16 protein-coding genes and 3 pseudogenes are annotated in these 15987 nt (G+C 34.5%); 13 read left to right on the top strand and 6 right to left on the bottom strand.

The genetic code is table 11. From position 1 onward, the window contains the following. The first annotated feature begins 22 nt into the window (after nucleotides 1–22). The 5 genes from NSS97_RS17640 (at nucleotide 23) to NSS97_RS17620 (ending at nucleotide 7274) form a co-directional block, all read left to right on the top strand. Nucleotides 23–1378, top strand: coding sequence for an aspartate aminotransferase family protein (locus tag NSS97_RS17640; RefSeq protein WP_161793966.1), 1356 nt, complete (start codon nucleotides 23–25; stop codon nucleotides 1376–1378). A gap of 107 nt (nucleotides 1379–1485) precedes the next feature. Next, nucleotides 1486–3105 carry an amidohydrolase gene (locus tag NSS97_RS17635; RefSeq protein ID WP_044438849.1) on the top strand — a complete coding sequence of 540 codons (1620 nt, stop codon included), beginning with the start codon at nucleotides 1486–1488 and terminating at the stop codon, nucleotides 3103–3105. Between the two features lie 357 nt (nucleotides 3106–3462). Further along, nucleotides 3463–4662: a multidrug effflux MFS transporter gene (locus NSS97_RS17630; protein WP_044438848.1), complete on the top strand. Its 1200-nt coding sequence runs from the start codon at nucleotides 3463–3465 to the stop codon at nucleotides 4660–4662. A gap of 137 nt (nucleotides 4663–4799) precedes the next feature. Then, entirely contained in the window at nucleotides 4800–5348 is a 549-nt protein-coding gene (locus NSS97_RS17625; protein ID WP_341113642.1) for a hypothetical protein, read from the top strand. 534 nt (nucleotides 5349–5882) lie between these two features. Further along, nucleotides 5883–7274: an amino acid permease gene (locus NSS97_RS17620; protein ID WP_341113641.1), complete on the top strand. Its 1392-nt coding sequence runs from the start codon at nucleotides 5883–5885 to the stop codon at nucleotides 7272–7274. Nucleotides 7275–7322: 48 nt separating this feature from the next. Here the strand turns inward: NSS97_RS17620 and NSS97_RS17615 are convergent, their stop codons facing one another. Next, nucleotides 7323–8342: a zinc-binding alcohol dehydrogenase family protein gene (locus NSS97_RS17615; protein ID WP_044438842.1), complete on the bottom strand. Its 1020-nt coding sequence runs from the start codon at nucleotides 8340–8342 to the stop codon at nucleotides 7323–7325. Between the two features lie 167 nt (nucleotides 8343–8509). Between NSS97_RS17615 and NSS97_RS17610 the strand changes: the two genes are divergently transcribed. Both NSS97_RS17610 and aiiA read left to right on the top strand, forming a co-directional pair. Further along, nucleotides 8510–8707, top strand: a complete 198-nt coding sequence (locus NSS97_RS17610; RefSeq protein WP_044438840.1) for a hypothetical protein — start codon at nucleotides 8510–8512, stop codon at nucleotides 8705–8707. A 151-nt stretch (nucleotides 8708–8858) separates the two neighbouring features. Beyond that, nucleotides 8859–9611 carry a quorum-quenching N-acyl homoserine lactonase AiiA gene (gene aiiA, locus NSS97_RS17605; protein WP_044438838.1) on the top strand — a complete coding sequence of 251 codons (753 nt, stop codon included), beginning with the start codon at nucleotides 8859–8861 and terminating at the stop codon, nucleotides 9609–9611. Between the two features lie 41 nt (nucleotides 9612–9652). Here the strand turns inward: aiiA and NSS97_RS17600 are convergent, their stop codons facing one another. The 3 genes from NSS97_RS17600 to NSS97_RS17590 all read right to left on the bottom strand — a co-directional run bounded on the left by NSS97_RS17600 (nucleotide 9653) and on the right by NSS97_RS17590 (nucleotide 11161). Next, on the bottom strand, nucleotides 9653–10132 hold the full coding sequence (locus NSS97_RS17600; RefSeq protein WP_002128384.1) for a hypothetical protein: 480 nt from the start codon (nucleotides 10130–10132) through the stop codon (nucleotides 9653–9655). 104 nt (nucleotides 10133–10236) lie between these two features. After that, nucleotides 10237–10701 carry a DMT family transporter gene (locus NSS97_RS17595; protein ID WP_002014128.1) on the bottom strand — a complete coding sequence of 155 codons (465 nt, stop codon included), beginning with the start codon at nucleotides 10699–10701 and terminating at the stop codon, nucleotides 10237–10239. Between the two features lie 13 nt (nucleotides 10702–10714). Beyond that, entirely contained in the window at nucleotides 10715–11161 is a 447-nt protein-coding gene (locus tag NSS97_RS17590; RefSeq protein ID WP_044438835.1) for a DMT family transporter, read from the bottom strand. 108 nt (nucleotides 11162–11269) lie between these two features. On the opposite strand from NSS97_RS17590, the gene NSS97_RS17585 reads away from it, so the two are divergent. The 6 genes and pseudogenes from NSS97_RS17585 to NSS97_RS17560 all read left to right on the top strand — a co-directional run bounded on the left by NSS97_RS17585 (nucleotide 11270) and on the right by NSS97_RS17560 (nucleotide 14408). Next, nucleotides 11270–11962: a cyclic nucleotide-binding domain-containing protein gene (locus tag NSS97_RS17585; protein ID WP_044438833.1), complete on the top strand. Its 693-nt coding sequence runs from the start codon at nucleotides 11270–11272 to the stop codon at nucleotides 11960–11962. Nucleotides 11963–11975: 13 nt separating this feature from the next. Beyond that, a pseudogene (locus NSS97_RS17580) lies at nucleotides 11976–12143 on the top strand (glyoxalase superfamily protein); the annotation flags it as partial. 131 nt (nucleotides 12144–12274) lie between these two features. Next, a pseudogene (locus tag NSS97_RS17575) lies at nucleotides 12275–12478 on the top strand (glyoxalase superfamily protein); the annotation flags it as partial. Between the two features lie 41 nt (nucleotides 12479–12519). After that, nucleotides 12520–12697 (top strand): annotated as a pseudogene (locus NSS97_RS17570) (metallophosphoesterase family protein); the annotation flags it as partial. A gap of 131 nt (nucleotides 12698–12828) precedes the next feature. Beyond that, nucleotides 12829–13863, top strand: a complete 1035-nt coding sequence (locus NSS97_RS17565) for a flavin-containing monooxygenase (protein WP_044438831.1) — start codon at nucleotides 12829–12831, stop codon at nucleotides 13861–13863. 296 nt (nucleotides 13864–14159) lie between these two features. After that, entirely contained in the window at nucleotides 14160–14408 is a 249-nt protein-coding gene (locus tag NSS97_RS17560) for a hypothetical protein (RefSeq protein WP_002087603.1), read from the top strand. 48 nt (nucleotides 14409–14456) lie between these two features. On the opposite strand, the gene NSS97_RS17555 is transcribed toward NSS97_RS17560, so the two are convergent. After that, nucleotides 14457–15494 carry a serine hydrolase domain-containing protein gene (locus tag NSS97_RS17555; RefSeq protein ID WP_044438829.1) on the bottom strand — a complete coding sequence of 346 codons (1038 nt, stop codon included), beginning with the start codon at nucleotides 15492–15494 and terminating at the stop codon, nucleotides 14457–14459. A 110-nt stretch (nucleotides 15495–15604) separates the two neighbouring features. Beyond that, on the bottom strand, nucleotides 15605–15799 hold the full coding sequence (locus NSS97_RS17550; RefSeq protein ID WP_044438826.1) for a hypothetical protein: 195 nt from the start codon (nucleotides 15797–15799) through the stop codon (nucleotides 15605–15607). Nucleotides 15800–15987: the final 188 nt, after the last annotated feature.

Genomic DNA, 15987 nt, shown 5'->3' with positions numbered 1-15987 from the left:
TGTAAAACCATAAAAAGATAGAATGGAGCTGGTGATTGTGCAAGCGACGGAGCAAACACAAAGTTTGAAAAAAACAGATGAAAAGTACCTTTGGCATGCGATGAGAGGAGCAGCCCCTAGTCCAACGAATTTAATTATCACAAAAGCAGAAGGGGCATGGGTGACGGATATTGATGGAAACCGTTATTTAGACGGTATGTCTGGTCTTTGGTGTGTGAATGTTGGATACGGCCGAAAAGAGCTTGCAAGAGCGGCGTTTGAACAGCTTGAAGAAATGCCGTATTTCCCTCTGACTCAAAGTCATGTTCCTGCTATTAAATTAGCAGAAAAATTGAATGAATGGCTTGATGATGAATACGTCATTTTCTTTTCTAACAGTGGATCGGAAGCGAATGAAACAGCATTTAAAATTGCTCGTCAATATCATCAACAAAAAGGTGATCATGGACGCTATAAGTTTATTTCCCGCTACCGCGCTTATCACGGTAACTCAATGGGAGCTCTTGCAGCAACAGGTCAAGCACAGCGAAAGTATAAATATGAACCACTCGGGCAAGGATTCCTGCATGTAGCACCGCCTGATACGTACCGAAATCCAGAGGATGTTCATACACTGGCAAGTGCTGAGGAAATCGATCGTGTCATGACATGGGAGTTAAGCCAAACAGTAGCCGGTGTGATTATGGAGCCAATTATTACCGGGGGCGGAATTTTAATGCCTCCTGATGGATATATGGAAAAAGTAAAAGAAATTTGCGAGAAGCACGGTGCGTTGCTCATTTGTGATGAAGTTATATGTGGATTTGGACGAACAGGGAAGCCGTTTGGATTTATGAATTATGGCGTCAAACCAGATATCATAACAATGGCAAAAGGTATTACAAGTGCGTATCTTCCTTTGTCAGCAACAGCAGTTAGACGAGAGGTTTATGAGGCATTCGTAGGTAGTGATGATTATGATCGCTTCCGCCATGTAAATACGTTCGGAGGAAATCCTGCTGCTTGCGCTTTAGCTTTGAAGAATTTAGAAATTATGGAGAATGAGAAACTCATTGAACGTTCCAAAGAATTGGGTGAACGACTGTTATATGAGCTAGAGGATGTAAAAGAGCATCCAAACGTAGGGGATGTTCGTGGAAAGGGCCTTCTTTTAGGCATTGAACTAGTGGAAGATAAGCAAACAAAAGAACCGGCTTCCATTGAAAAGATGAACAAAGTCATCAATGCTTGTAAAGAAAAAGGTCTAATTATTGGTAAAAATGGTGACACTGTCGCAGGTTACAATAATATTTTGCAGCTTGCACCTCCATTAAGCATCACAGAGGAAGACTTTACTTTTATCGTTAAAACAATGAAAGAATGTTTAGCTCAACTTTAATTAATTATTGATAAATCTTGTTAAAAAGCGGATGAGCCTATTAGGAGATGTAACTTTAAATACTGAATGAATTACTCGAAAAGAGTAATTCCGAAAGGGTTGAGTTTATGAAAGCTGATGTTGTATTGATAAATGGAGAAGTTATTACAGTAGACCAAAAGAATACAGTAGTCGAAGCTGTAGCAATAAAAGATAATCATATCGTAGTTGTTGGCTCAAATCAGGAGGTTAAGAGTTTTATAGGAGAAAATACGGATGTAATTGACCTGCAAGGGAAAACGCTTCTTCCTGGATTCATTGATTCGCATCTTCACATCATTTCTCATGGACTAAATCAGTTGGCTGTCAGTTGTAAAGCTGAACATATTGATTCTATCGATGCTTTATTAGATGATCTGAAAAAGAAGGCCTTAGAAACGCCAAAAGGTGAATGGATACGTGCTTGGGGCTTTAATGAAACCGCTGTGGAGGAAAAGCGTTATCCAACAATTACTGAGCTGGATGAAATTTCAGTTGAACATCCTATTATTATAACCCGTACTTGTCACCACATAAGCGTGGTGAATAGCAAAGCATTAGAAATTGCGCAAATTAACGAGAACACACCGGATACGAATGGGGGAGTTATTGAAAAGAATCAGGCAGGAAGGCTTACAGGAAAGTTAATTGAAGCAGCAAATATGAGTATGAGCGAGGTTGCAAGTTATACAGAAAGTGAAATGATGAAGGCTGTGAAAATTGCATCAGATCATTTCGTTGCAGCTGGCATAACAAGTATACATGACGCAGGTGGAGATGGACCGGAGAGTTTTCGTTTACTACAACGAGCTGTGAAGAGTAGGGATATTCGTGTCCGAATATATGCAATGATATGTCAAATAAATAACTCTCATGAATTTGTTAATAAAATGGTCGAAGCTGGTGTGGTAACTGGTACCGGAGATGAAAGATTCAAAGTCGGACCAGCTAAATTGTTTACAGATGGAAGTAGCACGGGGCCTACAATTGCAACCCGTAAGTCATATTCAAGTGACCCTAACAATTACGGCATTCTTTATTATAGTGAGGAAGAAATCTATAAGGTTTTAGGTGAAGCGCATAAAAAAGGCTATCAAATCACTGTACATGCACAAGGTGATAAAGCTATTGAAATGTATTTGAATTGTGTAGAAAGGGCGCTAGAGGAATCACCAAGAAAAAATCACCGTCATCGAATCGAGCATGCGGGAATTTCTTCACCAGATTTACAAGAGAGAATGAAAAAACTCGAGATGATTCCTATTCCAAATCCTCCATTTCCATATGAATTCGGAGAGATATATGTAGAGCACTATGGTGATCGTGTTAATCACATGTACGCTGCTCGTGATTTTATTGATCGTGGCATCATTGCAGCAGGTAGTTCGGATGCACCAGTTACTGACTATAATCCTTTATTAGGAATTCATGTTGCTGTCAATAGAAAAACTAAGTCTGGAATAGAGGTTGGTGCTAATCAATCTATAAGCGTAATGGAAGCTATTAAACTATACACATGGAATGGTGCTTATGCGAGTTTTGAAGAAGAGATAAAAGGAAGCATAGAGGTCGGAAAACTGGCGGATTTAGTTATATTAAATGACAGCATTTTAAGTGTCAATCCAAACCAAATTAAAGATTTAAAAGTAGAAACAACAATTATTGATGGTGAAATTATCTATCAAAAAGAACAATCAGTGAAAATGTAGCAATAAAAAAACGCCCCTTCAATTGTGAGAATGATTTTAACAATTGAAGGGGCGTTTCAGTTGTTTAGTTGCGCTTTTCAAATCGTATTAATTTTCCAAGAGAATTGAACGGATATTCGTCTACTAACAAATATTCAGATTATGAACACTAGAAAACGAACACAACCTATCATATAATTGAAAGACTATATTTTAAAATCAATGTTAATATTACCCTCCTATAAGTATTAACATGCGTAATTGAGGTGTTTTCTTTGTTGTTTTATGATCGAATTTCTATAATGGCCCCTCCTGTTCCATAGCTAAGGAAAGTCTATTCATTTCTGAGATTTTCAAAGTTATAGGAGGGTATTAAAAGTGAAAAAAGTCTCAGTACCATCACTTTGGTTAATGATTATTCTTGTGGCATTTCCGCAAATTAGTGAAACAATTTACACACCGTCTTTACCGGATATTTCAAAGGCGTTGCAAGTAAGTAATAATGAGGTACAGTTAACGCTTAGTGTTTATTTTGCTGGATTTGCTTTAGGTGTATTTTTTATTGGATGGTTATCAGATATAGTTGGTCGTCGCCCAGCAATGTTATTTGGAATTGTAGTATATGGCGCTGGAAGTTTCTTATGCTATATTGCAAATTCTATTGAATTTTTATTGTTTAGTCGTTTTATTCAAGCGTTTGGAGCAAGTGCTGGTTCAGTTGTGACACAAACGATTCTTCGTGAAAGTGTAGAGGGGCATAAGCGCCACGTTATGTTTGCTCAAATTTCGGCAGTCATTGCTTTTACACCAGCGATAGGTCCACTAATTGGGGGCTTTCTTGATCAAATGTTTGGATTTAAAATAGTATTTTTAAGTTTAGTTGTTATGAGTGTTGGGATTTTGTTATATACGTTTGTTTCTCTTCCGGAAACAAAAACGGAATCAGTAACGGATAAAATAAATGTGTTTTCCGTAGCGAAAAGGTTGATTACAAATCCGAAAGTAGTAACGTATGGATTATTAATTGGAGGAGCAAATGGTGTTTTATTTAGCTACTATGCAGAAGCGCCGTTTATCTTTATTGAATACTTTCAGTTATCGCCTAGTATGTACGGATTTCTAGGAATTGTTGTTGCTTCCGCTTCTATTATTGGAGCGAAAGTTTCAAAGCGGTTACTTGCTACTTATAAACCAGAGAAAATTATATATATCGGTTGTCTTGTAATGACAGGAGGAGCTATCTTCTTAACTGTTATTAATTCATTCGGATCAAATCCAAACATAATATATATGATTGGATTTTTAGTAGCGATGTTTATATTGCTATTAGGAATTGGGGTAGCATTACCTAACTGTTTAAGTTTAGCATTAGTAGATTTTCAAGATGTCATTGGTACTGCGGGAGCATTGTTTAGCTTAGGCTACTATGTAATTGTAACGATGACAATTTGGGGAATGAGTCAGCTGCATACGGGCTCGTTGATGGTGATGCCACTTTATTTTCTTGTTATTGTAGTTATAATGATGGTGTTTACTAAAGTGTTTATTTTAGGTAAACAAACTTCAAAAATGATTTGAATATGAAATTGTAAAAGAGTCTCATTTTTTAATGAGACTCTTTTATATTTTATGAAAATAACTATAGGTATGAATATGTAATTAATGTTAAAATAAAACAAAATTGTATAGTTATAGTCTTTAGGGAGGGTGAAAATATGTTAATGAATTTAGCATGCGCTCTACTAATTATTTCCGGACTTACAGTAGTTATACGAAAAACTTTCATTGTAAACCACTATCTTTGTAATTTAATGGAATTCTTTTTTGCTTATATGACAACATCTTCCTACGTATTAGAGCAACTTTCATTAACAAAAACCATATTGATACTATGTTTGTTGCTGATAACTTTTATTCTTATATACTCACATTTCGAGATTAGAGGGCTAGCTTTTAATGATTATACAGTGTTTAATTTACCTTCTAGCCGAGTGAATATATTAGTGAAAGACGGGTTAACCGAAGCGAACATAGAATTTACATTGGATAAAAATAATATATATTTATCAGGATCTCCTGTTAAAATTCGAATATTGAATAGACCATTACATACAACTAATATTTTATTTAGAAAATGCCGAGAGGATATAAAGACAAAAATTAAAGGTATTATTAAGGAAAAGATAAAAGCTGAGGAGAAGAGTTTTCCTCTTTCCGGTGTATTGTTGATTGTTTTAAGTGCGGTTATATTTTTCTTAAAGTAGGAGATGGGAAAGAGAATTTTCAGCTGTGATAATGGGATAATTAAGAAAAGTAGAAGTTAGTGACTTTGTAGTTCTACTAATATATTAAATTTCTGCGTGATACGTTAATCGCATGTGTAAGCAATTACAGTACAAACTATAAAGAGTGAAGTATATACAGTATGAAACCGAGGTAGATAGGATCTCCTCGGTTATTTATATTGTAATAATATTTATACCGGAATCATATTGAATAGATGTATTTTATTGTTAATTTAGTTAAAAATTAATCAAACTAATATATAATAATTTACCGAAAAAATAATTGAACTTTTCAGATAAATGAATTAATATAAGGTAAGTAATTTTAAGATTTATAGAATATTGGAAGATGAGAGGTTTTGAGAATTTTATTAGGGGCAAAAAACGATTTTAGGATAGCTTTAAAGCTAGTGTAAAATGACGTTTGCTTCATCATTTTCAAGCCGAAAGGAATTAGGGGAAAGTATCTTGTTTTAAAATGCGGCTATGAATCATCTAAGAGGGGGAAATGAAGTGGCAAACAAAGAATTGAAAAGGGGCTTAGAAGCACGTCATATTCAAATGATCGCTTTAGGCGGAACAATTGGTGTTGGTTTGTTTATGGGGTCAGCCAGCACGATTAAATGGACAGGTCCGTCAGTAATGCTTGCATATGCAATCGCAGGTGTTTTCATCTTCTTCATTATGCGTGCCATGGGAGAAATGTTGTATATGGAGCCAAGCACAGGTTCATTTGCGACATTTGGTCACAAATATATTCATCCGTTAGCTGGTTATATGACAGCGTGGAGTAACTGGTTCCAGTGGGTTATTGTTGGGATGTCAGAGATTATCGCAGTTGGAGCGTATATGAAATATTGGTTCCCAGATTTACCGGCTTGGATACCTGGTATTATCGCGATGGTTATTCTTGGTGCGGCTAACTTAATTTCTGTTAAGTCATTTGGTGAATTTGAATTTTGGTTTGCGATGATCAAAATCGTTACGATTCTATTAATGATTATTACGGGATTTGGACTTATTTTCTTTGGAATTGGTAACGGCGGAGAAGCGATTGGCATATCTAACCTCTGGGTAAATGGCGGTTTCTTTACAGGTGGTTTTTCAGGATTCTTCTTTGCATTATCACTTGTAGTTGGAGCGTATCAAGGTGTGGAATTAATCGGGATTACTGCTGGTGAAGCGAAAGATCCGAAGAAGACACTTACTAGAGCAATTCAAAGTACAATTTGGCGTATTTTAATTTTCTATATTGGTGCTATTTTCGTTATTGTAACTGTTTATCCTTGGGATCAATTAAGTTCAATTGGTAGTCCGTTCGTAGCAACTTTTGCGAAAGTTGGTATTACGGCAGCTGCGGGACTTATTAACTTCGTTGTTATTACAGCCGCAATGTCTGGTTGTAACAGTGGTATTTATAGTGCTGGACGTATGCTTTATACACTAGGTGTAAATGGACAAGCACCGAAATACTTTACGAAGATCTCTAATAACGGTGTACCTTTATTCGGTACAGTTGGTGTAATTATCGGTTTAGCGGTTGGTGTTGTTTTAAGTTATATTGCACCAAAAAACTTATTCGTATATGTATATAGTGCGAGTGTACTTCCTGGTATGGTGCCATGGTTTGTCATTTTAATTAGTCAAATTCGTTTTAGAAAAGAAAAGGGAGCAGAGATGAAAGATCATCCGTTCAAAATGCCATTTGCTCCTGTTACAAACTATTTGACAATTGCCTTTTTAATTATGGTATTAATCGGAATGTGGTTTAACGATGATACGCGTATTTCATTAGTTGTAGGTATTGTTTTCTTAGCTATCGTCACAATTAGTTTCTATGCTTTCGGAATAGGGAAACGACCTCCGTTAGACGTTCAAAATGATCAAGAGATTTCAAGTAAATAAAGATAGTAAAAAGTCCGATTTCTCGTTTAGAAATCGGACTTTTTATTATTAAAATTTCTCTACAACGATCTTTCCAATTGTACGCCCACTTTCAAGTTGTGCATGTGCTTTCTTTATGTTTTCAGCGTTAATTGGTGTGAATGTTTCATTTAATGTAGTCTTTAAAATGCCTTCATCTAATAGCTCGCTTACTTTATTTAATAGTTCGTGCTGCGTACTCATATCACCAGTTTCATACATCGCTTTTGTAAACATAAACTCCCAAACGAATGTGGCACTTTTATTTTTTAAAATTCCCATCTCAAGAGGGTGCTCATTTTCTACGATAGAGCAAATTTTTCCTTGTGGTTTAATGATGTCACCCATCGCATGCCAATGCTGATCAGTATTGTTTAAGCAGAAGATATAATCTACATCTTTTAGCCCGAATTCTAATATTTGATCTTTTAAAGGTTGGTGATGATTAACTATATAATCGGCACCGAATTTTTCCACCCAGTGTATAGTTTCGTTGCGGGATGCGGTTGCGATTACGTTTAGTCCAGCCCATTTAGCTAACTGAATAGCAATCGAGCCAACACCACCAGCTCCGCCGATAATTAAAATGTTTTTAAATGAATTTTCATCTTTCTTATTATAATCAATCCCTAAACGTTCAAACAAACCTTCCCATGCGGTAATGGCTGTTAAAGGAAGTGCTGCAGATTCAGCATCACTTAACGTTTTTGGTTTTTTACCAACAATTCTTTCATCAACTAAATGGTATTCACTGTATGTACCTTGTCTCGTAATACTTCCAGCGTAAAATACTTCATCGCCTTCTCTAAATAATGTACAACCTTCGCCAGTTTGTACGACAATACCACTAGCATCCCAGCCAAGTATTTTTGCTATATCTTCTTTTTTATCTTTCGGAGATCGAACTTTTGTATCAACTGGATTAACGGAAATAGCGTTAATCTTTACAAGTATATCTCTTCCTGTGGCAACAGGTCTTTCAACTTCAATATCAATTAAACTGTTTTCTTCTTCAATAGGTAAGTATTCATGTAAACCAATTGCTTTCATTTTTATTCCCTCCATTAAAGTAAGAGTCTTTTTCTCTTTTATTATAGATGCAGAAAGGTTGTTATGTAAAAAAAGTACACTCATTTTTATACTGTCATTGGATTGGTTTTAAAATTCTGACAAATAATATACAATTAGTATAGAAAATAATGCGAGGTGAATGACTAATGCCAGCAAAACTAAGAAAAAGTGATTATGTAATCGTAATGGCAATTATTATAATGTATTCGTTAATTGGTCACGTATTAAATTTAGATATCTTAAAAGTGATGGCTATTCAACAAAATGGATTTAGTATTAGTTTTGTAGGTATTGCTATATGTTATATCACAGCTAGGTTATTGTTTTTTGCTATTCGGAAATGAAAAAATGATAAGTAATGCTGTAATGAAGAAATTGTGAACGACCTAAAAATAATAGTTGAAACAGTGGAAGAAGAGAAGGAGTTTATTTCTAGTAGGAAGAATTTTTTACTGTATTGTTTTATTCAAAACTAAATGTAAAGGTGGATACATAATGACAGTAAAGAAGCTTTATTTCGTCCCAGCAGGTCGTTGTATGTTGGATCATTCGTCTGTTAACAGTACATTAACACCAGGAAAATTATTAGACTTACCGGTTTGGTGTTATCTTTTGGAGACTGAAGAAGGACCTATTTTAGTAGATACAGGTATGCCAGAAAGTGCGATTAATAATGAAGGTCTTTTTAACGGTACATTTGTTGAAGGGCAGATTTTACCGAAAATGACTGAAGAAGATAGAATCGTAAATATTTTAAAACGCGTTGGATATGAGCCAGAAGACCTTCTGTATATTATTAGTTCTCACTTACATTTTGATCATGCAGGAGGAAATGGTGCTTGTATAAATACACCGATTATTGTGCAGCGTGCTGAATACGAGGCGGCACAACATAGTGAAGAATATATGAAAGAATGTATCTTGCCAAATTTAAACTACAAAATCATTGAAGGGGATTATGAAGTCGTACCAGGAGTTCAATTATTGTATACACCAGGACATACTCTGGGGCATCAGTCACTATTCATTGAGACAGAGAACTCTGGCCCAGTGTTATTAACGATCGATGCATCGTATACGAAAGAAAATTTTGAAGATGAAGTGCCGTTCGCTGGATTTGATTCGGAATTAGCTTTATCTTCAATTAAACGTTTAAAAGAAGTTGTTAGGAAAGAGAACCCAATTGTTTTCTTTGGACATGATATAGAGCAGGAAAAGAGTTGTAAAGTGTTCCCTGAATATATATAAATAGAAAAAGTCATGGGCCTAGTAGCTCATGACTTTTTCTATTAAATAACCTTTTTAAATAAGTTATATACTTTTTTTGAATTACCTTCATTTAATTGATAATAAGTAAGGTCTACGTCATCAGGAGTGTTTTGATGGGCAATCATAACTTCACTACTGTTGTTATCTACTATCCAAATTAAATATTGTTTATAAGTTCCATCTTGGAAAGTAATCCACATGTTACAATCTACTAAATCAGAACCTTCTTCATCTAGCGTTAAATCGCCTTTTTTTGCTGTATCCATACTGTTAATGAATGTTTTTAATTCATCTGTTTTTGTAAGGAAGATAGATTTTTTTGTCTTAAGCGACTCTACATGTATATCTTTTATTTCCTGTTTTCCTAAAAAAACAGGAGGTGCATTTGGGTCTCTTTGAGTTGAAATAATAGTAGCTTTCTTCTTTGGTTTACTTGCTGTATAGAGATCTTGAATAGATTTTCCAGAGTTTAAAAACCATACGGTTCCAAAAACAATCAATGCGCTACCTATCAATAAAATGATTTTCTTAATAGGGTATTCTCCTCTCTATGGCTTCATGTGAAGAGCTTTTCTATTAATATATGATAGGTAAGCGTAAAGTATTATAGTTGAACGTGGTTATGCTTCACGGTTTTTATAGGGCGATCAACGAGTAAATTGTAAGTGAGCCCTATTAATACGAGAATTCCACCGATAATTTTTCCGGTTGATAGTTCGTGTGACAGGAAGAAATCGATGATAGTCCCCGTAAACAATTGTCCGATAAAGATGAGTAACGTTAAATAAAATGCTGATATTTTAGGAGTAATATAGTTTGATAATGAGATGACGATAACGCCTACTAATCCGCCTAAGTATACAGCGATAGGTATGGATTGTAACGTATGACTAGAAATATACAACGAATCTGAACTGAAAATTAAAAATAACATGGAGAAAAATAATCCAGTAATATAATTGAAAAATGTGCCTTCCCAATTTCCAATTTCCTTTGCTAAATTCGCGTTAATAATTCTAGCAACAACGATAGAAACACCAGCTAAAATAGCGATACAAATATATAACATTTTCTTACCTCCATTAGTAAATTGTCATGACTATAATTCCAGAAGAGATGAATACTAATCCAATTAATTTTTTCTTATCAAACTTCGAAACTTTCATTCCTAATAAACCGAAATGATCAATAACTATGGAAGCGATGGATTGACCAAGTAAGCTTAATGCAATCGTAATAGAGGCACCAAGAGCAGAGAAACTTATATTATTAAAAAGAACAGTGAATACTCCAATTGCCCCAGCGCTATATAAAAAAAGTGGAATACCTTTATCAAAATGGAGTTTATTTTTGTTAAGGATTAAAACGAAAATAACTGCAATTAAACCGACAAGGTGAATGACAACGCTCGCTGTGTACTTGCCAATTAACTCAGATAAGATCCCATTCAATGGAAGCATAACGGCAATGAGCACACCAATAAAGACAGAAAGAAAGTTATACAATGTAATAGCCCCTTTATATTTCATATTTGTAATGACTGTATCATGCTGAAATTGTGTATTACTATGACATATGTCATAGTGGAAGAAGAAAATTTTGATTACAATGGGGATAGTTGTAAAGGCGGGGGAACTATGAAGAAAGTATGTAATTCTATTAAATTAGCAGAGTATATGAAACAAAATAATATTGACTCATTTTTTAGTAATGATATGAAGCCATATATGGACCTTTTATTTTTTAAAAAGAATGAGTTTATTTGTAGAGAAAATGAAGAGATAGATTATTTATATTTTTTCGTTGAAGGAAAAGCGAAAGCATTTAACACATTAAGTAACGGGAAATCTGTATTATTATGTTTTTATGACAGTTTGCAGTTGTTAGGAGATGTGGAGTTAATTCATTCTCAAAAGACTGCTTCAAACGTACAAGTGATGGCAGATTCGTATTGTGTTGGTCTACCTTTAGGAAAAGTGAGAAATCAACTATTTCATGATGCAAAATTTTTACGATGTATTTGCGGATCGTTAGCACATAAATTAAACCGACTTTCAAAAAATAGTACAATTAATTTACTGTATCCACTTGAAAATCGACTTGCGAGTTACATGTTAGCAGCAGGGGAACGGGCGGTTCAGCACGGAAATAGAATTGTGTTTAGTGGGAATTTAACGGAAATAGCTGAATTGTTAGGGACGAGTTATCGGCATTTATTACGTACATTAAATGTTTTTTGTGATAAAGAAATTATAAAGAAAAGCAATGGTTGTTTTGAAGTGATGAATGTAGATGTTTTGCGGGAATTGGCGGCGGATGTTTATAAATAGGAGGGGATTATAAATGATTACACCTATATTTAGAATTTTTGATATTGTAAAGGCTCAGTTATTTTACTTTAATTTTTTAGGATTTAAACTGGATTGGGAACATCGGTATGAGGAAAATATGCCATTATATATGCAAATTTCGTTAAATGATACTGTAATACATCTATCCCGCATTAACGGGCAGTAAGACTCCCACCTCAAAATTTGGCGAATGCGAGGAAGTTAGGTGGGAGATAACTGCCCGTAAATGCCCGATTGGTTCAACTAATAATCAGTGGGGGAAGGACACCCCCCACTGATTAAAGTTTCACTTTATCTGAACATCATGGGGATGCTTCACCAGGCGGTGCAATTCGTGTGAAAATAGAGGATTTAAAAAGTTATTATGCTATTTTATCAAGTAAAGATTATGCGTATTCAAAACCTGATATAGAGAGAACACCTTGGGGTACAATTGAATTAACTGTGATTGATCCGTTCTCAAATAGAATTACATTTTATGAGGAAAGGGTTTAGAAATTGAGGTGTTATAAATAATTTATCAAAGTAGGGGTACAATGAAGAGAAAAATAGCGATGATTTCAGATATTCATGGGAATAGTCACGCTTTAAAGGCGGTATTAAAAGATATTCGAAATGATAATAAATTTAGGTGATAGTGTGTATGGGCCGTTAGATCCTTTGGGGACAATTGAAATATTAATGAGTAACGAGATGATACATATTAAGGGGAGTTTACTTTATAGTGAACTGCTCTTTTTTATTTTGGATAGATATTGAATTATAAAAAAATAAAATGTTATGATTATGGAAACGCATGAACATATGAACATGTATTCATGTGTTTGTGAGAAGGAGGAATTGGAGTGAAAGATATAATTATCGTTGGAGCTGGTCAAGCTGGATTAACAATGGGATACTACTTGAAGCAGGAAGGATATAGTTTCTTATTACTTGAGGCGGGAAACCGAATTGGCGATTCTTGGAGAGACCGCTATGATTCTTTGCAGCTCTTCACACCAAGGGAATATAGTAGTTTACCAGGTATGATATTAAAAGGAGAAGGGGATGGATTTCCATGTAAAGATGAAATTGCAATTTATTTAGAAGAATATGCAAGGTATTTTCAATTGCCGGTACAATTACAGACTCAAGTTTTAAAAATAAGAAAAGAGAAAGAAATATTTGAATTACACACTCCTACAGAAATTTTACAATCGAAAAAAGTTATTATCGCATCAGGTGGTTTTCAGCAACCATTCATCCCCTCATTTTCACAACATCTTTCATCACATATTTTTCAAATACATTCATCACAATATAAATCACCATTACAAATTCCAAAGGGAAAAGTACTTGTAGTAGGTGGTGGGAATTCAGGCATGCAAATAGCAGTAGAACTTGCAAAAACTCATGAAGTTACAATGGCTATAAGTCATCCGTTAACCTTTTTACCGTTATATCTTTTTAGAAAAAGCATTTTTAATTGGTTAGAAAAAATGGGTTTATTGTATGCCGAAATACATACAAAGAGAGGAAGGTGGTTTCAGAAGCGAAAGGATCCCATTTTTGGTTTTGAAGGTAAGGAACTTATTCGTAGTGGAGCAATAAAACTACAGGGAAAAGTGGTAAGTGCATCAGGAAATAATATTATGTTTCAGAATGGTGGCACGTATAGTGCACAAAGTATTATATGGTCAACTGGTTTTGTTCAAGATTATAAATGGATTGAAATAGAAAAGGCAGTGAATATGAATGGATTTCCTAATCATACAAAGGGAATGAGTCCAGTAAGAGGATTGTATTATATTGGACTGCCGTGGCAATCTCAAAGGGGTTCTGCGCTTATTTGTGGTGTAGGAAAGGATGCGGTGTATTTGCTTTCTGAAATCAAAAAATAGATCAGTAGCAACAGCTACTGATCATCCATATGTACATGAATTAGGAGAGGTCAAACATTTCAAACGTTTATTAGCTTTAGTATAATAGATTTTCATGAAATAAAAAACTGAAAATTATAATTTTTTGTTGAGAAAGTTTTTTGTATCGAAATATATAAAAAAACGGGGATTTCTATTGAAAGAAAATATGATATTTATATTTTAGTAAATTATGATATAGTCTATATAAGATTCTTTTCCTTAAATTAGGTTTTTTGTATAGTAATTACATTCGCAGTTGGAAAGGGGAAAAAATTGTGAAGTTTGATGATCAACGTCTACTAGGAATACGATTAGGTTCTGTACTCATAACAGAAGAAAATCAATATTTAGTAATTAAGAAGAAAGATCATTATGCACTATTAAACATACATAATTTAGAATGCACACATGTCGAAGTGCAGCTAGAGCATATTGAAGAACTGCTGCATGAAGATTTCCAAGAAAGTATAACTGAAATTATCGCACCAGAACATATTAAAATTGTGGTGAAAAATGTTATATAAAGAAAGAAGCTGGGAGAATCAGCTTCTTTCTTTGTTTTACTTCGTTAATTATAAGGATAACATTTTTAAAATCTCACCAATAATCCCATCCTTTTGATGAACACCTAAATCCGAGTTCGTCATAATAACAGCGCCATTACCTCGGTATGGATTACATACCATCATACATTGAAATCCAACACCCCAGCCAAGTGAATGAATTTGTAAGTCTTCATTAGAATACTCTAGAAAAACACCTAACCCAGTCCATTTGGTGCATCCTTGAGGAGAAATCATATCTTGTACTGTTTGTTGAGAAAGTTCCAGTTTGCTATTTCCTTTTAAGGAATGAATGAGTCCGAGTACTAAAGTTGATAAGTCAGTTGGTGTTGTCCAAATGCCTGAAGCAGCTGCGAATGGATAAAATGGATACTTCTCATTTGTTACAGTTCCATCTTTATTATGCCCGCAAGCAAAAGCATCGGTTTTATCTATGTCTTCGGGAGAGAAGAGTGTACTATTTTTCATTTGTAGTGGCTGAAAAATAAATTCTTCAAGTAAAAGGTTGAACGATTTTCCAGTAATATCTTCAAGTAGTTGTTCGATAATACAAAAATTTGCGTCAGAGTAGTGGAATTGGCTTTCTGGTGCATAAGTTACTTCTATAGGTACTGGGCAATATAATGTTTTACCAGCAAGGAGCTCATCCATTTTAGGTATTCCTTGTGCAAGTGTATAATGTTCAAAACTATTGGGAGGATCAATGATTCCAGATTGGTGACTTAATAAGTTTCGCAGCGTGACTTTTTTCTGTGAAGTAAATAGATTGGTAGGGATGTTCCAAGATGTGAGTCTATCATTTACGTCTTCATCTAAATGTACGATTCCTTGATCTGATAACGTTAGTACAAGCATTGAAGTGATGAATTTGCTAATAGAACAAGAATTGAATATGGAATTCGTAGTGACAGTTCTAGTTGCTCCAGATTCAAGTGTTCCGAAAGCAGTAGCTTCATCAAGTTTACCGTCACGTATAACGGCAAAGCTTAACCCTGCAACAGAATATTGGTTCATTTTCTCATATATATTGTTACTTTTTAAGTTCATAGTGACTCCTTTCTTTTAAAGATAGAATATTAACTTTATTATACAGTAGTAAATAGAGAGAAAAGGAAAACACTTCATCTTTTATCGATGAAGTGTTTTCTTAGTTTAAGTTAATTCGATGTAAATGCTTTAAAAAATTTATCTCTGTACATGTACATAAGCCATGAGGCTGTTATAAAGGAAATAAAGATTTGTTTGTTTTTAATTGGCGCATTGAAAACAAGCCAACCAACTATATCAAATAATAAATGTAGTACGATTGAAAGAACTACAAATTGTAGTAATGTTTTAAAATATCTTTTCATAAGGTGTCCCCCTAAAATAAAAGGTTTTATCTCGCATTAACGGGTAGTAAAACTCCCACCTCAAAATTCGACTGGGCAAAGAAGTTAGGTGGGAGTCGGGCTGCCCGTAAACGCCCGATTGGTGAAGACTAATAATCAGTGGGGGACTAACAAAACCCCCACTGATTAAATCTTCACTTTATCAACAA

It is taken from the genome of Bacillus sp. FSL R12-0074, from assembly GCF_038005725.1.
Classification (GTDB): Bacteria; Bacillota; Bacilli; order Bacillales; family Bacillaceae_G; genus Bacillus_A; species Bacillus_A mycoides.
The sequence above is the reverse complement of the archived record's forward strand: the minus strand, read 5'-3'. Positions and strand labels throughout refer to the sequence as shown.